The 21,232-nt window shown below is 64.8% G+C and carries 20 protein-coding genes; 11 read left to right on the top strand and 9 right to left on the bottom strand.

The window, feature by feature from the left end:
* Positions 1–9: 9 nt before the first annotated feature.
* The 3 genes from glmM (at position 10) to thiD (ending at position 2,440) form a co-directional block, all read left to right on the top strand.
* Positions 10–1,350, top strand: a complete 1,341-nt coding sequence (gene glmM / locus JI59_RS10205; RefSeq protein ID WP_007012810.1) for a phosphoglucosamine mutase — start codon at positions 10–12, stop codon at positions 1,348–1,350.
* Positions 1,350–1,577, top strand: coding sequence for a DUF1272 domain-containing protein (locus JI59_RS10200; protein ID WP_007012812.1), 228 nt, complete (start codon positions 1,350–1,352; stop codon positions 1,575–1,577). The genes glmM and JI59_RS10200 overlap by 1 nt, the downstream gene beginning before the upstream one ends.
* Before the next feature lie 116 nt (positions 1,578–1,693).
* Positions 1,694–2,440: a bifunctional hydroxymethylpyrimidine kinase/phosphomethylpyrimidine kinase gene (gene thiD, locus JI59_RS10195; protein WP_038575974.1), complete on the top strand. Its 747-nt coding sequence runs from the start codon at positions 1,694–1,696 to the stop codon at positions 2,438–2,440.
* Between the two features lie 13 nt (positions 2,441–2,453).
* Here thiD and JI59_RS10190 read toward each other — a convergent pair whose 3' ends face one another.
* Entirely contained in the window at positions 2,454–3,326 is an 873-nt protein-coding gene (locus JI59_RS10190) for an LOG family protein (RefSeq protein ID WP_007012814.1), read from the bottom strand.
* Positions 3,327–3,440: 114 nt separating this feature from the next.
* Here JI59_RS10190 and JI59_RS10185 point away from each other — a divergent pair, with 114 nt between their 5' ends.
* The gene (locus JI59_RS10185) at positions 3,441–4,496 is read left to right on the top strand and encodes a S66 peptidase family protein (protein WP_007012815.1); all 1,056 of its coding nucleotides are present in this window, start codon (positions 3,441–3,443) and stop codon (positions 4,494–4,496) included.
* Between the two features lie 39 nt (positions 4,497–4,535).
* Here JI59_RS10185 and JI59_RS10180 read toward each other — a convergent pair whose 3' ends face one another.
* Positions 4,536–4,877 carry a hypothetical protein gene (locus JI59_RS10180; RefSeq protein WP_007012816.1) on the bottom strand — a complete coding sequence of 114 codons (342 nt, stop codon included), beginning with the start codon at positions 4,875–4,877 and terminating at the stop codon, positions 4,536–4,538.
* A 306-nt stretch (positions 4,878–5,183) separates the two neighbouring features.
* Here JI59_RS10180 and JI59_RS10175 point away from each other — a divergent pair, with 306 nt between their 5' ends.
* Positions 5,184–6,971, top strand: a complete 1,788-nt coding sequence (locus JI59_RS10175; protein ID WP_038575972.1) for a sensor domain-containing diguanylate cyclase — start codon at positions 5,184–5,186, stop codon at positions 6,969–6,971.
* Between the two features lie 524 nt (positions 6,972–7,495).
* On the opposite strand, the gene JI59_RS10170 is transcribed toward JI59_RS10175, so the two are convergent.
* Together JI59_RS10170 and panC are read right to left on the bottom strand one after the other, a co-directional pair.
* The gene (locus JI59_RS10170) at positions 7,496–8,266 is read right to left on the bottom strand and encodes a CsgG/HfaB family protein (RefSeq protein WP_038577443.1); all 771 of its coding nucleotides are present in this window, start codon (positions 8,264–8,266) and stop codon (positions 7,496–7,498) included.
* 121 nt (positions 8,267–8,387) lie between these two features.
* On the bottom strand, positions 8,388–9,245 hold the full coding sequence (panC, locus tag JI59_RS10165; RefSeq protein ID WP_039857251.1) for a pantoate--beta-alanine ligase: 858 nt from the start codon (positions 9,243–9,245) through the stop codon (positions 8,388–8,390).
* Between the two features lie 140 nt (positions 9,246–9,385).
* On the opposite strand from panC, the gene JI59_RS10160 reads away from it, so the two are divergent.
* From JI59_RS10160 to pgmG, 3 genes are read left to right on the top strand one after another with little or no spacing between them, the layout of a single operon-like run.
* Positions 9,386–10,198, top strand: coding sequence for a division plane positioning ATPase MipZ (locus tag JI59_RS10160; RefSeq protein ID WP_007012821.1), 813 nt, complete (start codon positions 9,386–9,388; stop codon positions 10,196–10,198).
* Positions 10,195–10,488: a J domain-containing protein gene (locus tag JI59_RS10155; RefSeq protein ID WP_007012822.1), complete on the top strand. Its 294-nt coding sequence runs from the start codon at positions 10,195–10,197 to the stop codon at positions 10,486–10,488. The genes JI59_RS10160 and JI59_RS10155 overlap by 4 nt, the downstream gene beginning before the upstream one ends.
* Positions 10,485–11,876: a phosphoglucomutase/phosphomannomutase PgmG gene (gene pgmG / locus JI59_RS10150; protein WP_007012823.1), complete on the top strand. Its 1,392-nt coding sequence runs from the start codon at positions 10,485–10,487 to the stop codon at positions 11,874–11,876. Before JI59_RS10155 ends, pgmG begins: the two co-directional genes overlap by 4 nt.
* A gap of 66 nt (positions 11,877–11,942) precedes the next feature.
* Here pgmG and JI59_RS10145 read toward each other — a convergent pair whose 3' ends face one another.
* A complete protein-coding gene (locus JI59_RS10145; protein ID WP_007012824.1) occupies positions 11,943–13,214 on the bottom strand; it encodes an MgtC/SapB family protein in 1,272 nt (423 codons plus the stop codon).
* A gap of 151 nt (positions 13,215–13,365) precedes the next feature.
* On the opposite strand from JI59_RS10145, the gene JI59_RS10140 reads away from it, so the two are divergent.
* Positions 13,366–15,819, top strand: a complete 2,454-nt coding sequence (locus JI59_RS10140; protein WP_038575969.1) for a ligase-associated DNA damage response DEXH box helicase — start codon at positions 13,366–13,368, stop codon at positions 15,817–15,819.
* 118 nt (positions 15,820–15,937) lie between these two features.
* On the opposite strand, the gene JI59_RS10135 is transcribed toward JI59_RS10140, so the two are convergent.
* The 4 genes from JI59_RS10135 to JI59_RS10120 form a co-directional block, all read right to left on the bottom strand.
* The gene (locus JI59_RS10135) at positions 15,938–16,372 is read right to left on the bottom strand and encodes an ExbD/TolR family protein (protein WP_007012827.1); all 435 of its coding nucleotides are present in this window, start codon (positions 16,370–16,372) and stop codon (positions 15,938–15,940) included.
* A gap of 29 nt (positions 16,373–16,401) precedes the next feature.
* Entirely contained in the window at positions 16,402–16,935 is a 534-nt protein-coding gene (locus JI59_RS10130) for an ExbD/TolR family protein (protein ID WP_173364740.1), read from the bottom strand.
* 115 nt (positions 16,936–17,050) lie between these two features.
* Positions 17,051–17,821: a MotA/TolQ/ExbB proton channel family protein gene (locus JI59_RS10125; protein WP_007012829.1), complete on the bottom strand. Its 771-nt coding sequence runs from the start codon at positions 17,819–17,821 to the stop codon at positions 17,051–17,053.
* Positions 17,822–17,889: 68 nt separating this feature from the next.
* Positions 17,890–18,543: an energy transducer TonB gene (locus JI59_RS10120; RefSeq protein ID WP_038575968.1), complete on the bottom strand. Its 654-nt coding sequence runs from the start codon at positions 18,541–18,543 to the stop codon at positions 17,890–17,892.
* A gap of 343 nt (positions 18,544–18,886) precedes the next feature.
* Here JI59_RS10120 and JI59_RS10115 point away from each other — a divergent pair, with 343 nt between their 5' ends.
* Both JI59_RS10115 and JI59_RS10110 read left to right on the top strand, forming a co-directional pair.
* Positions 18,887–19,741 carry a hypothetical protein gene (locus JI59_RS10115; RefSeq protein WP_007012831.1) on the top strand — a complete coding sequence of 285 codons (855 nt, stop codon included), beginning with the start codon at positions 18,887–18,889 and terminating at the stop codon, positions 19,739–19,741.
* A gap of 125 nt (positions 19,742–19,866) precedes the next feature.
* A complete protein-coding gene (locus JI59_RS10110) occupies positions 19,867–21,174 on the top strand; it encodes a homoserine dehydrogenase (RefSeq protein ID WP_007012832.1) in 1,308 nt (435 codons plus the stop codon).
* Positions 21,175–21,232 lie beyond the last annotated feature (58 nt).

Raw genomic sequence — 21,232 nt, 5'->3', positions numbered from 1 at the left:
ATCTTGAGCATGGGCAAGCAGTTCTTCGGCACCGACGGCATTCGCGGGCGCACCAACCAGGGGGCGATGACCGCCGCCACCGCCATGAAAGTGGGACAGGCGGCAGGCAGCCGCTTCCTGCGCGGCGATCACCGGCACCGCGTGGTGATCGGCAAGGACACGCGCCTGTCCGGCTACATGCTCGAGAACGCGATGGTCGCCGGATTTACCAGTGTGGGCATGGACGTGGTCCTGCTCGGGCCGATGCCGACACCCGCGGTGGCCCTGCTCACGCGTGAACTGCGCGCCGACGTTGGGGTGATGATCTCGGCCAGCCACAATCCCTACCAGGACAATGGCATCAAGCTGTTCGGCCCGGACGGGTACAAGCTCTCCGACGAGGACGAACTGGCGATCGAGGCCTTGCTGGGCAAGGATCTCGCGCTCGCCGATGCCGAGGACATCGGCCGGGCCCGCCGCATCGACGATGCGCGCGGTCGCTACATCCACGCGGTCAAGCGCTCGCTGCCCGAGGACATCCGCCTCGACGGGCTGAAAATCGCGATCGATTGCGCCAATGGCGCGGCCTACCAGGTCGCCCCATCGGCGTTCTGGGAACTGGGCGCGGAAATCGTCGCGGTCGGGGTCAATCCCAATGGCAAGAACATCAACGCACGCTGCGGATCTACCCATCCCGAGCTGTTGCAGGAAACCGTGGTCTCTTCCGGCGCGGACATCGGCATTGCCCTCGATGGCGATGCCGACCGCCTGATCGTCGTCGACGAGAAGGGCCAGACGGTCGACGGCGACCAGATCATGGCGCTGATCGGCAGCCAGTGGGCGGAGCAGGGCCGCCTGACCGGAGGCGGCGTGGTGGCCACGGTCATGTCCAACCTCGGGCTCGAACGCTTCCTGCAGGGGCGCGGGCTCGACCTCGTGCGGACCAAGGTCGGCGACCGCCACGTGCTCGAGAAGATGCGCAGCGCAGGCTACAATGTCGGCGGCGAACAGTCCGGGCACATGATCCTGCTCGACCACGCGACGACCGGGGATGGCACCGTCGCCGCGCTGCAGGTGCTCGCGGCGCTGGTGAAGTCGGGCAAGCGGGCCAGCGAATTGCTGCACCTGTTCGATCCCGTGCCCCAGCTTTTGCGCAACGTGCGCTTCGCGGGCGGCAAGCCGCTGGAAGTGGACCGGGTCAAGGCCGCCATCGCCGATGCCGAGGCGTCGCTCGCGGGCAAGGGCCGACTGGTGATTCGCCCTTCGGGGACCGAACCGGTGATCCGGGTCATGGCCGAAGGCGACAATGCCGGCGATGTCGAGGCAGCGGTCGCCTCGATCTGCTTGGCCGTGGAAGAGGCGGCTGCCTGATGGCTCTCGAAATGCGCCCCGATTGCGAACGCTGCGGCGTCGATCTGCCGGCAGAGGCGCCCGGCGCCTTCATCTGCAGCTTCGAATGCACCTACTGCGCCGCGTGCGCGGACGACCTCGACGACTTGTGCCCCAACTGCGGGGGCGAACTGACCGATCGCCCGACGCGCGCGAAAAAGCACCACGCGGCGCATCCCCCCTCGACGCAGAGGCGGTACAAGGCCTAAGGGAGCACTTCCCCCCCCCAGGTGCAGCGACAGGCTCGGCACGTTTTGGGGCCTTGTGCAGACTCCTGACCCGTTCGCCTTGAGCCTGCCCGTGGGTGTGCGGTCGAGACTATTTCATGAAGCCAGCTCGTATCCTTGCCATTGCCGGTTCCGACAGTTCGGGGGGCGCAGGCATCCAGGCCGACGTCAAGACGATCACTGTGCTTGGCGGCTATGCGATGACCGCGATCACCGCGATAACGGCGCAGAACACGCTTGGCGTTCAGGCGATCGAGGCGCTGTCTCCCGAGCTGGTCGGCGCGCAGATCGATGCCTGCATTACCGACATCGGCGTCGATGCAGTGAAGATCGGCATGCTCGGCTCGGCCCCGATCGCAGAGTGCGTCGCGCAGCGGCTGGAAGGGCTGGAGGTACCGGTGATCTTCGATCCGGTCATGGTTTCGACGAGTGGGTCGACGCTGGCTGACAAGGAAACGGTGGCTGCGTTCGAACGGCTGATCCAACTCGCCATGCTGACGACGCCGAACATCGGCGAACTGGCAGCACTGGGCGGGGCCGAGACAATGGCATCGCGCGGGGCGGCCTACCTTGCCAAAGGCGGTGACGCTGAAGGCGAAACGGTCGAGGACCGGTTGATCGTGCCGGGCCACGAGCCTGTCATCTGGCAAGGATCGCGCATCGACACGCGGCACAACCACGGCACAGGCTGCACGATGTCCAGCGCCATCGCGACGTTCCTCGCGCAGGGTTCCACACTTGAGGAAGCCATCGAGGACGCCCGCGATTTCGTGCGCGCGGCCCTGCTCAATGCGCCGGAATTCGGCGCGGGCAACGGACCGATGGGGCACCACGCGGTCCGCTGATCGACGCCGGCTGCTAGCCGCAGTCGAGGTCGTAGAATTCGCGGATCCGGGCCCAGCCGTCCTCGCCGGTTTCACACCAGTGGAACAGGTCCAGGTCGCTGGCATTGATGGTGCCTTCTTCGGCCAGCGCCTCGAAATTGATGATCCGCTCCCAGAATTCGCGGCCGTAGAGCAGGATCGGGATCGGCTTCATCTTGCCGGTCTGGATCAGCGTCAGCAGTTCGAGGAACTCGTCGAGCGTGCCGAACCCGCCCGGGAACACTGCGACGGCGCGGGCGCGCAGCAGGAAGTGCATCTTGCGCAGCGCGAAATAGTGGAACTGGAACGAGAGGCGCGGCGTCACGTAAGGGTTGGGTGCCTGCTCGTGCGGCAGGACGATATTCAGGCCCAGCGATTCGGCGCCGACGTCTGCCGCGCCCCGGTTGGCCGCTTCCATGATTGACGGGCCGCCGCCCGAGCAGACGACGAACTGGCGCATGCCTTTCTCGACCACCGCGCACTTGCTGGCGAGCTGGGCCAGCTTGCGCGCCTCGTCATAGTATTTCGACTTGGCGACCAGCCGCTCGGCGATCTTCCTTTCCTGTTCGCTCCTCGCCTTCGCCAGCAGGGCGTCGCACTCGTCGGGCGCGGGAATACGGGCCGATCCGTACATGACGAGGGTCGAGCCGATGTTCGCTTCTTCGAGCAGCATTTCCGGCTTGAGCAGTTCCAACTGGAATCGCACCGGGCGCAGTTCGTCGCGCAGGAGGAATTCGGTGTCCTGGAACGCCAGCCGATAGGCCGGGTTCTGGGTTTGCAGGGTGCCTTCCTGCTGATCGGCGAACGAGGCTTCCTGCTCCGCCTTGTAGAAGCGGCGGTCGGCTATCTTCTTTTCTTCTTCGGTCATAGATCCTAGATGGAGGTTCGATCGGCTTCCGTCGAGAGAATAGCCGCATCATATTAAACTCTTGCGAAGATGCGGGGACTCGCCTGCCCGGGCTCCTGCGGCTAGGCTTGCGCCATGACGATCCCCGATCTTTCGCGGCGCGGTGCGCTCATGGGCCTCGGCGCCGCCGCCGCCACGATTGCGGTCCCTGCGATGCCGGCAAGACCGACCGGTGCGCCAAGCAGGCAGAAGCCGCCGCGTCTGCGCCGGGGCGACGTGCTCGGCCTCGTCGCCCCGGCCGGTTTCATCGGCGACCGCTTCGGGCTGGAGGAGATCGAGGAGGCCGTGCGGGCCATGGGGCTGGAGCCCAGGGCTGCGCCGCATATGCTCGATCGCGAAGGCTATCTTGCCGGATCGGACAAGGACCGAGCAGGCGATCTCATGGCGATGTTCGCCGACGACGAGGTGCGCGCGATCATGGCCGTACGCGGCGGCTGGGGCTGCGCGCGCATACTGCCATGGCTCGATTTCGACGCGATGGCCCGCACGCCCAAGCTGTTCGCCGGGTTCAGCGACAATACCGCGCTCCACCTCGCCTTTGCCGCCCGGACCGGCGTGCCCAGCATTCACGGACCGAACGCCTCGGCGTCCTGGCCCCCGGCTGCTTGGGAATCGTTCCGCGCACTGGCTTTCGACGGGGCGACGCCGACATATGCGGTGCCCGAGCATGCCGGCACCTACCTCGGCCGGCGCAGCGAGCGGGTGCGGACTTTCCGGGGCGGCAAGGCACGTGGCCGATTGATCGGTGGCAACCTTACCGTCCTCGCGGCTCTGGTGGGGACTCCCTACCTGCCCGATTTCAGCGGCGCGATCCTGTTCCTGGAGGACACCAACGAGGCAGAGTATCGCATCGACCGGATGCTGACGCAGCTGGCCCTTGCAGGCATTCTCGGAAAACTGGCGGGCGTCGTCTTCGGCCAGTGCACCGGCTGCAGCAATGCCGAGGGCGGCTATTCGAACTTCACGATCTACGAAGTGCTCGACCGCCGGTTTGCAGGGCTGGGCGTGCCGGCATTCCAGGGCGCCCAGATTGGCCATATCGCCGGGCAGGTGAGCATGCCGGTCGGCGTCATGGCCGAAATCGATGCCGATGCGGGGACGATTTCGGTTCTTGAACCGGCAGTAAGCTGAAACTTCGCAGGCGACCCGGCCGCCCCGGGTTTTTCGTGATCAGGCGGCCTTGGCAGCGCTGCGACCGAGGCCGAAGCGGGCCACGAGATCTGAGAAGGTCTGGCCGTCGAGCGGGTCGGCAAATTCCAGGCCGGCGCTGTGATCGTTGGCCCATGCGACGAAGGCCATCGACGGCCGGCATCCCGGCAGCGCCAGGCTGACGGCTTCATCGGTGCAGAGGCGGCCTACCCCTTCGACTTTCGCGCCGAAGCGCGTCAGGTCCTTGAGCAGGACCGTGCTGCTCACGAAGTTGCGACGAAATTTCGCGAGCATTTCCACCTGTTCGCGCGTTTCCCGGCGCGGAACCGGCGAAGATCCGCATTCGGGGTCGAAATATGCCATCCCTGATTCTCCGGCGTTTCTGTTTCCAGCCATTAACTACGGCTGCGCAGGGAAGAAATTCAGTCAGGAGTGTCCACGAGGGCGAATTTTTCCGGCCATTAAGCATATCGCGGCATCGGGTCGTCTGGCCGATCGCGGGGCCGGCGATGACTTCCGTTCGCCTTTCGAGTCCAGGCAACCGGTTGCCTGGTGAACGCAATTTCAAGGGCTCATTCTTGTGTGACAAAGTAAACACATCATGATTTCAGGTGCTTACGGCGCCGGTTTAACGCGTTGATAATCTTGTTTCGTTTATTTCACAGGGTCATGGGAAGGGTCGCAGATACAATCAGGGCAGCCGTGACGCTCCGTTCGGCGAGCAAGGCGATCGCGGCGGCGGGGCTCTATTTCGCGCTGGCGGCTTCGACGATCCATCTTACCAGTTACGAAGGCAGCATTGCCACGGTCTGGCCGGCCAATGCCGTTGTCGTGGCCATGATGCTGCAGCGGCCCCGGGGAGAATGGCCGCTCTACCTGCTTGCCGCCTTGCTGGGCAATGGCGCGGCCAACATGGCCGTGCGCGGCGCCGGGGTCGGTTCGCTCATGCTCGGCCTGTCGAATCTTCCTGAAATCCTGATCGCTGCCTGGGGACTGCGGCGGGGCGTCAGCGCGGACAACAAGCTCCTTCACGACAAGGGTTCGGTGATCCGGTTCATATTCTGGAGCGGGCTCTTGGCGCCGGCAGCCAGCACGGGCTTCGGGGCCCTGACTGCCTACCTCATGTTCGGACAGCCGATCGGCGAGTCTGTCGCCATCTGGTTCGCCGCCGATGCGCTCGGCCTGCTGGTCTTCACGCCATTCTTCCATTGCCTCTTTGCAGGCCAGTACCTGCAATGTTTCCGCTCGAAGTCCGGGGCCGAACGTCTCCAGACACTTGCACTGCAGGCTGTAGTGGTCGTGGTTGCCGCAGCCGTTTTTCGGCAAAGCGATTTCCCGTTGCTCTTCGTGCCGATCTTGCCGCTGATTCTCGTCACGTTTCGGCTTGGGTGGTTGGGTACGAACCTGGCCGTCATGCTGATCGCGGCAATCGGCGCCGTTGCCACGATGCATGGCGCCGGGCCGGTGTCTCTTGTTTCATGGCAGGGCTTCTGGGTCGAAGCCGCGTTCTTTCAGGTCTATCTCGCCTTCCTCTTGCTTACCAACATGCCGATCGCGGCATCGCTCGACGAGCGCCGCGCCTTGCTGGACAAGCTGGCCCAGCGTGAGCGGGCGATCCACGTGCTGGCGGAAAGCTCTTCGGTGCTTCTCGTCAATTTCTCGCCTGCTGGGCGGGTGACGCAGGTCGCGGGCGATGCCGTTTCGATTTTCGGCCGCTCTGCGCAGGACCTCATCGGTGAGGATATCCTGGATTTGCAGGAGGTCTGCGCCGATGCGCTGATGAGCGCGCACGTCGAGGCCATCGACAATCCGCAAGGCCGGGCCATCGCAGAGATAGAGCTGGAAGACGGACGCTGGATCGAGGCGACGTTCTGCGCTTGCTATGACAGCGAGGGCCAGTTCGCAGGTTCGATTGCAACGATCCTCGATGCCACGCGGCGCAAGCTGCGCGAACGGCAACTTGCCGATGCAGCCCATACCGATGAGCTGACAGGCGTGCTCAATCGCGCCGGTTTCATGGAGCGCTTCGAGGCCGCCATCGCCGACGAGCGCACAACGGGCATCAGCCTCGCCCTGATCGATGTCGACCGCTTCAAGTCGATCAACGATGATTTCGGCCATCCGGCTGGCGATGCCGTGCTCAGGGAGATCGCTGCGCGTCTGGTGAGCGAAGTGCGCGACACAGATCTGGTCGGCCGGCTGGGAGGCGACGAATTCGTCATTCTCCTGCGTACAGGCAGTACCGAAGTGGCTCAGGGGATCTGCAGGCGCATCGTGGATCGCGTGGCGAGCGAAGCAGTATATCTGCCTTTCGGACAGGACATCAGTGCGCAGATCAGCTGCGGGCTGGTCTATCACATCGCCGGCCTGGGTGTGGAGGACATGATCCACAATGCGGACGCGGCGCTCTACGCGGCGAAGCGTTCGGGCCGCAATCAACTGCAGGTTGCGGCCTGACAGCGCGGCGTTTGCGCCCTGAAAACAGGGGGAAATGCGCAGGAATGCGACAAGCTGAAAGGTTCGTCTGACGAGCCGAAGTTGTCACTTCTCCGGTCGCAGGATAGTGCCGGATCGCTGCTCACGTTTCGGACGTAGCGCCTCGGGCCGTCCCCCCTTGGACTCCAATCCCGGCATGCAGGCAGGCAGCACTTGACCTTTCCCGACTTGACTGCCCCGTGGGCAAGGCGCGCTGCAACAGGCGCCTGTGCGCTCGTCGCAATCGGCTCGCTTGCCGGAAATTCGCCGCTGCAAAGGGAAAGGGCCGCTTCTTTCGAAGCGGCCCCCTGACCGGCCCTTCTTGTCCGCGATCCTGTCCATGGACTTTGCCCTTGCGGTGCATGTCGTGGTCTGGATCGCGATCCTGGCGAGGGATGCCTTTCGCGGTCGATTTCCTGATTACGCCTCGCGAGTGAGTCGGGCAAGCGCCAATGCAGGGTAAGACCTGGTGGGTAGGTGCCACGGCAGGCCCGGCCAGCCTCGCGTCACCGCGCGGCGGGCGCTGCTGCTGCCGCGTCCTCGGGCAGACCGCCAAGCTGGGTCACCAGCTTGGTATAGGCATCGAGGTAGGCAAGCACGATGATCTGGCCAATCTTGGTGTTCTGGTAGCCGCCACCGGCAACGCCGCCGAAAGTGTTGCCGCCGAACAGGCCGCCGCCACCGAAGCTGATGTCGGACTTGCGGGCATAGCCCTCGGTCAGCGCCTCCTCGACCGTCGTGCGCGAATTGACGATGGAAAGCGTCACGTTCGCCTCGCCCTTCTTGACGTTGAGGCCGCCTGCCACCGCGCCGAAGCCGCGACCGAACAGGCCGCCGCCGACACTGCCAAGGATGCCGCCGACGCCGCCACCGCCCGAGTTGGAATTGGTGCTGACGATGTCAGGCTGCAGGAAATAGTCGGCTGCCTTGATCTGGCCCTTGCCGATGTTCGAGCCCCTTTGCAGCTCGCCCTGTTCGGCCAGGGCGCGTTCCATGGCGCTGCTCTGCAGTGAACGGCCGCGATTGACGAGTGTAAAGCAGCCCGAGCGCTGGACGAAGACGCGCAGGATGGCCTCGGGGCTGCCCAGGCTCAGTTCGCGCCACCACTGGTTTTCGGGCTCCACAATTCCGACGGTGCCCAGGTTCTTGGTGCAGCGCGGAATGTCGCGGGTTCCCTGTTCCTGCTGCTTGCGGGCCGAAGACTTGTCGGCCGCCGTTGCAACATGCGGCAAGGCAGCGACTGCGATTGCGCCAAGTGCGCAGGCAAGCTTTTTCATGAAATCCATCCCTCCTGACGGGCGATAAACTGGATTCGCCATCAGCCCACTTCCCGGGCTCGAACAAGTTTAGTCAGGATTTCAAAGTCAACAACAGTTGTTTTCAGTGTTTTTTGTCACATTACTGTGGCTGAACCGCCATGTTGTCTATCAGACGCGCCCTGCCGATCCTTGCCGCGACCAGCAGGCGCATCGGCCTCTGGCTGCGCGCGTCGAGCGGAACGAGGGTGTCGGCATCGGCGATCCGGGCATAGTCGATGGCGGAGAACCCGCCGGCCAGTAGCGTGGCCTCCAGTTGCGCGAGGGCGGCGGCGATGGTCTCGCCTGATTCGATGGCCGCGATGGCGGTCTTCATCGCCGAGGGCAGGGTGGCGGCCTGCCCGCGCTGCTCGGGGGTGAGGTACGCATTGCGCGAGGACATCGCGAGACCATCCGCCTCGCGCACGGTCTCCACGCCGATGATGTTGTCGGCCAGGGGCAGGGTGAGGTCGAGGTCCCGGGCCATGCGGCGGATGACGGCCAGCTGCTGCCAGTCCTTGGCGCCGAACAGGGCGAAATCGGGCCGGACCTGGTTGAACAGCTTGCACACGACGGTTGCGACGCCATCGAAGTGGCCGGGGCGCGAGGCGCCGCAGAAACCTTCGCTCACGCCCGAGATCGAGATGTTGCTGGCAAAGCCGTCCGGGTACATGGCATCGACGGTGGGCGCCCACAGCAAGTCAACGCCTTCGGCCTGCAGCAGTGCCGAATCGCGCTCCAACTGGCGGGGATAGGCATCGAGATCCTCACCTGCGCCGAATTGCAGCGGGTTGACGAAGATCGAGACCGCGACATGGTCCGCCCGGGACTTGGCCTCGCGAACGAGTGTCAGATGGCCTTCATGAAGCGCTCCCATGGTCGGAACGAGGGCGAGCGATCCACGCGTGCGCAGAGCGTCGACTGCACGGCGTAGTGGATCAAGTCTGTGGACGGTTTGCATTGCTGACGGCTGCTCCGATATGATGCCCTTGACCGGCTGGCGCGCCGGCCATTAGCCGCAGCGCGCCGGGGGCGGCAATGTATTTGACTTGGTGGCCGGGTGAATAGCCCGCATCAACAGGGAAAGCGAACACAGGTCTCGTGACAGCGCATCGCATCGTCTTCGCCAACGAAAAGGGCGGTACCGGCAAGTCCACTACCGCCGTCCACGTAGCCATCGGCCTTGCCTATCAGGGTGCGAAAGTGGCCGCGATCGATCTCGATCCGCGCCAGCGCACCCTGTTCCGCTATCTGGAAAACCGCGTGGAAACCGAACAGCGACGCGAGATCGCGCTGCCCGGCGCGCGTTTTGCGGTTTACGATGGCGACGACGTGAACGAACTCGACGCGCTTTCCGAGGAAATCGCCGAGGGCTACGATTTCCTGATCTTCGATACGCCCGGCCGTGACGATGTCTTCGCCCGCCACGTGGCGACGACCGCGGACACGCTCGTCACCCCGCTGAACGACAGCTTCGTCGATTTCGACCTCATCGGCCAGGTCGAGAGCGAGAGCTTCCGCGTGAAGAAGTTGTCCTTCTATGCAGAGCTCATGTGGGAAACGCGCAAGAAGCGCGGATTGAAGACGATCCAGGATGGTCGGCGCGAGTTGGACTGGGTGGTGGTGCGCAACCGCGTCCAGCACGTCGAGGCGCGCAACATGCGCCGTCTCGACGAGGCCCTGAAGGAATTGTCCAAGCGAGTGGGCTTCCGCATCGCCAGCGGCCTTTCGGAACGCGTCATCTACCGTGAGCTGTTTCCCTCGGGCCTGACCCTGCTCGACAAGGGCCACCTGGGCGAACTGGGCACCAGCCATCTCGTCGCCCGGCAGGAGCTGCGCAGCCTCGTCGCCGGCCTGAATCTGCCGGTGCCGGCCCGCGACAAGGGCCAACTCGAGCTCGCGTCGCAGGCATGAAGTTCCTGTGGCTGGCGGCGCTGGCCTGCATTGCCTGGAAAATGGCTTTCGGGCGCTGGCCATGGGAATCGCGCAAGCGCAGCGGCAAGGCCTTCCCGCGCGCGCGGGCCCGGGCCCTGCTGGGCGTGTCGGAAGGCGCCAGCCGCAAGGATATCCTCGAAGCGCACCGGCGGCTGATCGCGCAAGTGCACCCTGATCGGGGCGGGTCGAGCGAAAAGGTCCACGAAGCCAACGAAGCGCGCGATATCCTGCTGGCCAACCTGCCGCAGGACAGCACCCCCCAGCCATGAGCCATCGCATCGATCCGACGATCCTGCGCGAGTACGACATTCGCGGGGTGGTCGGTGAGACGCTGGGCCCCGACGATGCCCGCGCCATCGGTCGCAGCTTCGGCACGCTCGTGCGTCGCTGCGGGGGGCGCAAGGTCGCGGTGGGGCGTGACGGTCGGACCAGTTCGCCGATGCTGGAGGCCGCGCTGGTCGAGGGGCTCGTGGGCAGCGGCGCGGATGTCGTGCAGATCGGCCTGGGGCCGACGCCGATGCTCTACTTTGCCGAAGCCACAGGGGCGGACATCGACGCAGGCATCCAGATCACCGGCAGCCACAACCCGCCCGGGCACAACGGCTTCAAGATGGTGCTGGCAGGCAAGCCGTTCTTCGGCGCGGATATCGCCCGCCTCGGTGCCATGGCGCAGGCGGGGGACTGGGACGAAGGCGCTGGCAGTGTCGAGCTGCGCGAAGTCCTCGATGCCTACGTCGCCCGCATCGTCGAGGGACTGGGCGAAGTGCCGAGGGAGGCGCTGTCCGCGCTGCGGATCGGCTGGGATGCCGGAAACGGCGCTGCCGGGCTGGCGCTGGAAAAGCTGGCGGCGCGCTTGCCGGGGCAGCATTTCCTGCTCTTCACTGCTGTCGACGGCACCTTTCCCAACCACCATCCCGACCCGACCGAGGAAGCCAATCTGGCCGACCTCAAGGCGCTGGTCGCTGCCGAGGGCCTCGATTTCGGGATCGCCTTCGACGGCGATGCCGACCGCATCGGCGTCGTCGATGGCATGGGACGGACGATTTGGGGTGACCAACTGCTCATGATCTTTGCCGAAGACCTGCTGCGCATGGTGCCCGGTGCGACCGTCATCGCTGACGTCAAGGCGTCGCAGGCCCTGTTTGACGCGATTGCCGGGCATGGCGGTGAGCCGCTGATGTGGAAGACAGGCCATTCGCTGATGAAGGCGAAAATGGCCGAGACGGGAGCACCGCTGGCAGGAGAGATGAGCGGCCATGTCTTTTTCGCGCATGACTTCTATGGCTACGACGATGCACTCTATGCCGCGGTCCGGTTGATGGCCGCTTCAGTGCGGCTGGGGCGCTCGATCACCGAATTGCGCGGGGCCATGCCGGAACTGCTCAACACGCCCGAACTGCGCTTCCATGTCGACGAGACCCGCAAGTTCGCGGCGGTCGAGGAAGTGCGCCGCCGCCTCGCCGAAGCGGGGGCGGATTTCGTCGCGATCGATGGTGTACGGGTCAGGACACCGGACGGCTGGTGGCTGCTGCGGGCGTCCAACACGCAGGACGTGCTGGTCGCCCGCGCCGAAAGCGGGACGGCGCAAGGGCTGGAGCGGCTCATCGCCGAGGTCGACGCACAGCTTGCCATGTCGGGTCTTTCGCGGGGGAATTGAAGCGCATCCACCCCTGCGCCTCTCGAAGGGTGCCGAGGCACTGCAAGCCTGCAGGACCTTGCAAGGTCAGATCATGAGCAGGGCGGTTACCGTTACCGGAACGGCGCAGGCGATTAGAGGCAAAGTGCCGTGCTTGCCCTTGTGCCAGCCCCCGACGCTGCTGGCGACGAAGGCCTTGAACAGGGTATTGAGGACGACCGGTACGGCAAGGACAAGCCCTGCAGTCCTCGGCGCCAATGTGCCTGTGGGCAGGTTGCCCAGGGTGATGATTGCGGAATCCACGTCCAGCGCTCCCGACAATGCGAGGACGATGGCCAGTTCCCGGTCGCCGTAGTGCTGGAGCACCCATTGCGCCGCCACCGTCAGGGCCATGACCAGCGCGGTCAGGAGCAGGGCAGGCCCGATGTCGAAAGGGTTGCGCATCTCCACTTCGTGGCCGCCCTTTTCGCGCTTTTCCTGCGCCGATCGCCGTAGGTACCACAAGGTCAGGACGAGGCTGACAGCCATGCCGGGGGCCACGATTTGGGCCAGTTCGGTCAGCGCCGGCGGTGCCAGCACACTCACGAGCGCGAGCACGCGTATGAACATGACCACGGACGCCAGCGAGATCCCGGCGGCCACGATCATGGTTCCCTGCGTGCCTTCCTTCAGCTTGTTGGCGAGCGAGGCGGTAACGGCCGTCGACGAAACGAACGAACCGGCTGCCGCGGTCGCGAGAATGCCGCGGGTTGGCCCGAGGATGCGTGCGGCGAAATAGCCCGCGAAGGAGAAGCCCGAGACGAGCACGACGACGAGCCAGAGCTTGCGCGGGTTCCATGCTTCGTAGGGGCCGAACGACTTGTCCGGCAGCAGCGGAAGAATGACGAGCGCAATCAGCGCGAAGCGCGCGATGGAGAGCATCTCCTTTTCGCTCAGGCGCTCGATCCAGCCGTGCAACTGGGTACGCATGGCCAGGATGAGGACCATCACGACCGCGATGACGATGCCCAGCAGTTCCTCTCCGGTACCTACGAGAAAACCGCAGGCGAGCGTGAGCAGGGCGACCACGCCGGAGGTGCCGTCGATCCGCTGCGAGTTGCGCGTCGCTCGCTCGTAACCGAGGATCACCAGCGCGCAGATCGCCACCAGCAGCGTCGTGGCCGGCCCCTTGGCATTGGCATAGAGCAGGCCCGCGAGGCTGCCACCCAGGCCGATGAGAGCGAAAGTGCGGATCCCGGCGAAGCGCGAGCCTTCCGGACGGTCGCGCAGGGCCCAGCCGCGCTGCAGGCCCACAAGCAACCCCAGTGCGAGACCGACACCGGCGGCGGTCAGGTGATCGGTGTCGGCAATCGCTATCATTACACCTCCCCGGGGCGTCGCTTCGGCCTTCTTCGAAGATCGCGGAAGGTGTCGCAAGAGGGACATGCCGGAACCGGGAGAGTTCCCGCTGCATTTCCAGTGGGGAACGCTATGCTGCAGACACGATGAGCCGTGCCGGGACAGACCAGGAATGAGTGAGCAAGCGGGAGTCCCGCCCGAGATTGCGCAATGGTTCGATGGCCGCGGCTGGCGCGTCCGGCGCCATCAGGCCGACATGCTTGCGGCTGCGGACGAGGGGCGCCATGCGCTGCTCGTGGCCGATACCGGGGCCGGCAAGACCCTTGCAGGGTTTCTGCCGACGCTGGCGGCCTTCTGCCCGTCGCGGTTGGGAGGGATGAAGTCTGCAGAGGGTCTCCACACGCTCTACGTCTCTCCGCTCAAGGCGCTGGCACACGACGTGCAGCGCAACCTCGTTACCCCGGTCGAGGAAATCGGTCTGCCGATCCGGATCGAGACCCGCAGCGGCGATACGCCTTCGGACCGCAAGGCCCGCCAGCGCGCCCGCCCGCCGCATGTCCTGCTGACGACACCGGAATCGCTTTCGCTGCTTTTGAGCTACCCCGAGGCGCCGGAGCTGTTCTCGACCCTGCAGCGGGTGGTGATCGACGAGGTGCACGCCTTCGCCACGGGCAAGCGCGGCGATCTGCTGGCGCTCTCGCTCGCGCGGCTGCAGGCACTGGCGCCCGCGATGCAGCGCGCGGCACTTTCGGCGACCCTGGCGGATCCGGATTCCTATCGCGGCTGGCTGGCACCCTGGGGCGACATCGATACGGTCGCGCTTGTCGCGGGCGAAGCCGGGGCCGAACCCGATGTTTCGATCCTGCTCCCGCGCGACGAGCGCATTCCCTGGAGCGGGCATGCGGCGACATGGGCGATCGACCAGCTCTACGAGAAGATCCGCGCCCACCGCACGACGCTGGTGTTCACCAACACGCGCTTCCTTGCCGAGTACATCTTCCAGTGCCTCTGGGATGCCAACGAGGACAAGCTGCCCATCGGCATCCACCACGGTTCCCTGTCGAAGGAGGCACGTCGCAAGGTCGAAGGCGCGATGGCGCGGGGCGAGTTGCGGGCGCTCGTCTGCACGGCCAGTCTCGACCTCGGCATCGATTGGGGCGATATCGACCTTGTCGTCCAGATGGGGGCGCCCAAGGGCTCCTCTCGCCTGCTGCAGCGCATCGGCAGGGCGAACCACCGTCTCGACAGCCCGAGCGAGGCCATACTGGTCCCGGGCAACCGCTTCGAGTTCTTCGAGGCATTCGCCGCGCAGGAGGCGGTGCGTGAAGGCCGGCGCGATGGCGAGGGGTTCCGTCCGGGCGGGTTGGACGTCCTGGCCCAGCACGTCATGGCCATTGCCTGTTCCGGTCCGTTTCGGGAGGAAGACGTCCTGTCCGAAGTACGCTCCACCCAGGCCTATGCATGGGTCGACGAAGCGATCTTCGCCCGGGTGCTCGATTTCGTGGCGACCGGGGGCTACGCGCTGCGCTCCTACGACCGCTTTCGCCGGATCGTGAAGGACCGGGACGGCACCTGGCGGTTGACCCATCCCGAGCACGCGGCGCGCCACCGGCTCAACGCCGGGATCATCGTCGATGCCGAGATGCTGGATGTGCGCTTCCGCAACGGGCGCTCGCTGGGCAAGGTGGAGGAGGGCTTCGGCGCTAGCCTGGAGCCGGGCGATACCTTCCGCTTTGCCGGGATGGATCTCGAAGTGGAATCGCTCAAGGATCTCGACCTTGTCGTCCGGGCGGCGAAGCGTTCGGCGACGATCCCCAGTTACATGGGCCAGCGCATGCCGATTTCGACCCATCTGGCGGATCGGGTCCGTGAGATGCTGGCAGACCGCGCGGGCTGGGCGCGCTTTCCCGATGACGTGCGCGAATGGCTCGAAGTGCAGGACTGGCGTTCGCACCTGCCGGCTCCAGGACGTCTTCTGGTCGAGAGCTTCCCCCATCGCGGATTGGCCTACACGACGTACTATACTTTCGAAGGCTGGCCGGCGAACCAGTCGCTCGGGATGCTGGTGACGCGGCGCATGGAGGATCGCGGCCTCGGCCCTCTCGGGTTTGTCGCGACGGACTACGCGCTGTCGATCTGGGGCCTCAAGCCGGTGGAAGATCCGGCGGTGCTGCTTTCACCGGACATCCTTACGGACGAATTCGTCGATTGGGTTCAGCAGTCCTACCTGTTGCGCCGCGCCTTCCGCGAAGTCGCGGTCATCTCCGGCCTCGTCGAGCGGCAGCATCCTGGCAAGCGCAAGTCGGGGCGGCAGGTGACCTTCTCGACCGATCTTATCTACGACGTCCTGCGCAAGTACGAGCCCGACCACCTGCTGATCGAGGCTGCCTGGGCCGATGCCCGCTCACGTATGACCGACGTGGCGCGCGTGGCGGACGTTCTCGACCGGGCGGCGCGAGAGATCGATCATATCCGGCTCGACCGGATCAGCCCGCTGTCGGTTCCCGTGCTCTCGATGATCGGGCGCGAGAGCCTGCCCTCGGGCGCGGCGGACGACGAACTCCTGCATGAAGCGGAGAGCCTGGCCTCGCTTGCCATGCGGGTCGATCCGGCGCTCGATGAATAGATGGGGGATGAATAGATGGGCGTGTCGCCGATTCCGGGACGTTTCTTGCGCGCATGAAAAAAGGGGCGGATTTCTCCGCCCCTTTTCCGTGATCCTTGAGGGATCCGCCGGTTTCGACTTACTTGCCGAATTCAGCGTACTGTTCGTTGCCGACGAAGCCGAACTTCGAAACCTTCGAAGCCTTGATCACTTGCAGCACCTTGGCCGAGAGATCGTAGCTGGCCTGCGGCTCCGGCTGGAACTGCAGTTCCGGCTCGGGATCGATGTTGGTCGTATCCACGAGCAGGCGCTGCAGGGTTGCGCCGTCGATCTGGTTGCCGTTCCACATGATCTTGTCGTCCGAGGTGAGGACGACCTTGTTGCGGACCGGGTCGACCGGCGGAGGCGTCGAGTCCGGGGGAGTCGCGACCGGCAGATCGATGTCGATCGAGTGGGTCGCAACCGGGATGGTGATGATGAACATGATGAGGAGCACGAGCATGACGTCGATCAACGGCGTCGTGTTCATTTCCATCATCGGGGCGCCATCATCCTTGCCGCCTGACATTGCCATGGGGTGTTACTCCTGTTCCTGTACGAACGTCAGGCGTTCGGGTCGACGGGGTTCGAGATGAACCCGACCGTCGGGTAGCCCGAGATCTGGACGTTGTAGATCGCACCGGCAATGCAACGCCACGGGGCGTTCACGTCGCCGCGGATGTGCACCTGCGGGATGAGGTCCGGATTCTTCATCAGGGCCTCGGCGCCGCCTTCGCGCTTCACGATCGAGTCGAGGCGCTTGAAGGCACGGTCGCGCAGTTCTTCCGCAGTGACCGGTGTGATGTTGTTGAAGTAGACGCGGCACTCGCCATTGCGCGACGCACCCGTGTACCCGGGTTCACCAGCGCTGCGTCCGCCATCGTCGGTGGTCGAAACGGTGAGGAGCAGGTTCTCGACCTTGTCCTTCGATTCGACCGACTTGATGATCGGAATGTGCAGTTTTTCGATCGTCTGGATCGCGACCGGAACCGCGATCAGGAAGATGATCAGAAGCACCAGCATGACGTCGACGAGCGGCGTCGTGTTGATGTCGGACATCGGTGAGTCTGCACCGCCTCCGCCCGTGGATATCGCCATAGTCTTATCCTAATTCTAGCGTTGCCCTGGGGAGGCGACGGACACGCATGCATCGCTCCGTCGCCTTGGGCCCCGAAAACGCGGCAGCTTGAGTACCTGCCGCGCTCCTAGCGTCTTACGACTTGGCCGGAGCGGCAGCGGGCTTGGCCGGAGCGGCCTTCGCCGGAGCAGCAGCCATGGCGGGCTTGACGGCGCCCTTCGAGTTGATGTTCGCGAGAACGTCGTTCGAGAAGCCGGTCAGCATTTCCGAGATGCGCTTGTTGCGGCTCTGGAGGTAGTTGTAGGCGAGAACGGCGGGAACGGCGACGAGCAGACCCAGCGCGGTCATGATCAGAGCTTCACCGACCGGACCGGCGACCTTGTCGATCGAGGCCGAACCGGCGATGCCGATGGCGATCAGAGCGCGGTAGATGCCGACGACGGTACCGAACAGACCGATGAACGGTGCGGTCGCGCCGACGGTGGCGAGGAACGGCAGACCCGAAGCGAGACGGGCGTTGATGGTCGATTCCGAGCGAGCGAGCGAGCCGTGCAGCCAGTCGTGGGCTTCGAGCGAATCGGTCATCTTGGCGTGCTGGTCTTCAGCGGCGATGCCGTCGTCGACGAGCTGGCGCCATGCGCTGTTCTTTTCGAGCTTGGCGGCGCCTTCACGCAGGGTGGGGGCCTTCCAGAAGCTGCTGCGGACAGTGTTGAACTGGCGCAGGATCTTCGACTGTTCGAACCACTTGGTGAACAGGATGTAGAACGAACCGAAGGACATGATGCCGAGAATGATCACGGTCGCATAGGCGATGAAGCCGCCCTGCTCGAGGGCTTCTGCGAAACCGAATTTGTTCTGAGGCGCGGCGGCTTCGCCGGCAGCGGCGAGGATGTCAACGATAAGCATGCGATTTTACCTCTCAAGAAGAATGCAGGAGTTGGCCTGGGTCCGCACGGGACCCTGCCGTACAGGAGTTAGTTGAGCTTGTAGACGATCGCGGTCGAATACGTATCCGTCGTCGGATTACCCGCGGTGTCGATGGCCGGGTTGAAGCGCGCGTAGCGGCTCATGCCGTCACATGCTGCTTCGTCCAGGTCAGGGCTGCCACTCGAGCTCGTAACCGAGCAGGAGGACACCCTGCCGTCCGCGCCGATGGTCACTCGCACGCCAACGCGACCTTCACGCTCTTCACGAGCTGCGCGGGTCGGATAGTTGGCCTGGATGCGGGCGGCCCAGCTGTTCATGCCCTTGGGCGAGGCGCCCTTGGCTTTGGACGGCGGCGGCGGCGGCGGCGGCGGCGCTGCGGTCTGGATGACCACAGGCGGCGGCGGCGGCGGGGTGATCACGGTTTGCACCGGCGGCGGGGCCGGGGCAATGTTGATCGGCGGCGGCGGCGCCACAATGGGCGGCGGCGGCACATTTTCCTGTTTAGGAGGTGGCGGCGGCGGCTCTTCCTCCTTGGGTTTATCTTCCTTGATGTCCACGGTGGTCACCTTGTTGATGACCTTCTTCGCCGCCTCGTAGGCGAGGCCCGTGACTAGCGCATAGCCGACGAAGACGTGGATCAGCGCGACAATGACAAGCGCGGTAATCTTATTACCGCTCATTTGCTGGTCAGCGTAAGCCATTCAGACGCATCACTCCATTACCAAGCCCCGGACGAATCCAAGGGCGACCATGGCCTTCGCAGTTGCGAAAACCATGACGAAACCTAAATTACCCACCCTGACGGCTGACAGCCCTTAACCCGTAGACTATGCGACGGAGGTCCGGGCCGAGGGGCGATTTTGTGTTTTTGCCCCGTTTTGCGAGCTTCCTTAGCGGCGAAGCCCACCCTGCGCAATGTCTTATGAACCTGACACAGGTTAACCGTCAATTCAGCCCGGCTGAGACGAAATTGTCGTCAAGCGACTTTGGGCCTGTCAATCGACACGCTTATACTCAATGCTCTTGCCACGGAGATACCGTCACATGTCATCGAAATTGCGCTCACTTGCGGCGGGGTTTGCCGGAATAGTGCTCTTTGCGCAGGCCGTTCCAGCACGGGCTCAGGAAGGCACGGCGGCTTCGGCCGGGGTAACTTACGCCGACATCGCAGACCTGGCCGATTCGTCAGGACTGGTGATCCATGCACAGATTCGAAAGTTGGTGCGGGTGGCTGACGAGAGGTCTCCCGGGCTTAAGCAGGGCATGGCACGCTTCTATGTGCAGGCCGACACCAAGGCCCTGCTCACGGGATCCACGCCGCTGGGCGAATCGGTTGCCTACCTTGTCGACCTGCCGCTCGACGCGCGCGGCAAGGCACCCAATCTCAAGAAGCAGGAGGTTCTTCTCTTCGCACGTGCGGTAAAGGGGCGCCCGGGAGAAATACAGCTCGTCTCGCCCGAAGCGCAGCAGCTGTGGACGCCCGAAGCCGATGCCGAAGTACGCCGCGTGCTGCAGGCCCTCGTCTCGCCCGACGCGCCGGCGAAAGTGACCGGGGTTCGTGAGATCCTCTACGTGCCCGGAACGCTGGCGGGGCAAGGCGAGACGCAGATCTTCCTGTCGACTAAGGATGGCTCGGCGGCGTCGATCACCGTGCGCCATGAGCCGGGGCGGCCGCCGATCTGGGGCGCGTCCTTCTCGGAACTCATCGCCGATGTCGGCAATCCGCCAAGGCGCGACACGCTCGAATGGTATCGCCTGGCCTGCTTCCTGCCCAATGCCCTGCCGCCCAAGGCCAACGTTTCGGAAGGCTTCGCGGCGCGGCGACAGGCAGAGTCCGATTATCGCATGGTGCTGGGTGAACTGGGCGTTTGCCGCCGGACGCTTGGGCAGGGCGTCTGAGGGGCGGCACCGTGAGGACAGCGGCGTTGGCGCAGTAGTTCTGCGGCAAGATTGGGTGTCGGCGCGGGAAGGTACTGGCAATTCCGTCCGGCGTCGCCTAGGGCGCGCTCCCGAAAGGGAAGTCCATGGTAGAACCGCTCAATATCGCACTCGCAGGTCTGGGTACCGTCGGTACCGGTGTCGTCCGTCTCATCGAGACCAACGCGGAGCTGATTGCCCGCCGTGCGGGGCGTCCGATTCGGATCGCCGCGGTAAGCGCGCGCGACCGCACCAAGGATCGCGGCGTCGACCTGACGCAGTACACCTGGGAAGACGATCCGGCAGCGCTTGCCGCCCGCGAGGATGTCGATGTCGTCGTCGAACTGGTCGGCGGCTCGGATGGACCTGCCCTGTCGCTCGCGCGCAAGGCGATTGGCAATGGCAAGGGGCTGGTTACCGCCAACAAGGCGATGATCGCCCATCACGGACTGGAACTGGCCTCGGCTGCCGAATCCGCCGGCGTGGCCCTGAAGTTCGAAGCCGCGGTTGCCGGCGGCATCCCGGTCATCAAGGGTCTGAGCGAAGGCGCCGCCGCGAACAAGATCGAGCGCGTCTACGGGATTCTCAACGGCACCTGCAATTACATCCTCTCCACGATGGAGGATACCGGCCGCGATTTCACCGATGTTCTCGAGGAAGCACAGCGTCTGGGCTATGCGGAAGCGGACCCGACCTTCGACATCGAGGGCATCGACGCCGCGCACAAGCTGTCGATCCTTGCTGCGATTGCCTTCGGTTCCCGCCTGCGCTTCGACGCCGTCGAGACCATGGGCGTTTCGCCGGTCAAGGCTGCGGACATCGAGCAGGCCCGTTCGCTGGGCTACGTCATTCGCCTGATCGGGATGGCCGAGATCGATCGCCTCGATGGCGGTGTGGGCCTGTTCCAGCGCGTGCGGCCGCATCTTGTCCCGATCGATCATCCGCTCGCGCATGTCGACGGTGCGACCAATGCGGTCGTCGCCGAAGGCAATTTCATGGGCCGCCTCCTGTTCCAGGGTGCCGGTGCCGGTGACGGACCGACCGCCAGCGCCGTGGTTGCGGACATCATCGACATCGCCCGCGGCGAAAAGGGAGCGGCCTTCTCGATGCCCGCAAGCGAGCTCGAGGACATTGCGCCGGCACCGACCGGCCATCGGTTCGGCCGTTCCTACCTGCGCTTCATCGTCCACGACCGTCCGGGCGTGCTTGCCGAGATCACCGCAGCCATGCGCGATGCCGGCGTCTCGATCGAGAGCCTGATCCAGAAGGCGCCTTCGGACGATGCCGGCGAAGTCATCATCGCCGTGGTCACGCACGAGGGGCCGGAATCGGCCGTTACCGAGGCCATGCGCATTCTGGATGGCTCGGACAACCTGGCCGCGCAGCCGCTGGTCATGCAGATCATCGCCAACTGATGGCGCGGTGAGGTCAAGCGCGGGGGAGGTTTCCTCGCACCAGGCTCCCGTCTGCCGC

It is taken from the genome of Novosphingobium pentaromativorans US6-1, assembly GCF_000767465.1.
Taxonomy (GTDB): domain Bacteria; phylum Pseudomonadota; class Alphaproteobacteria; order Sphingomonadales; family Sphingomonadaceae; genus Novosphingobium; species Novosphingobium pentaromativorans.
This window is presented reverse-complemented; position numbering and strand designations above follow the sequence as displayed.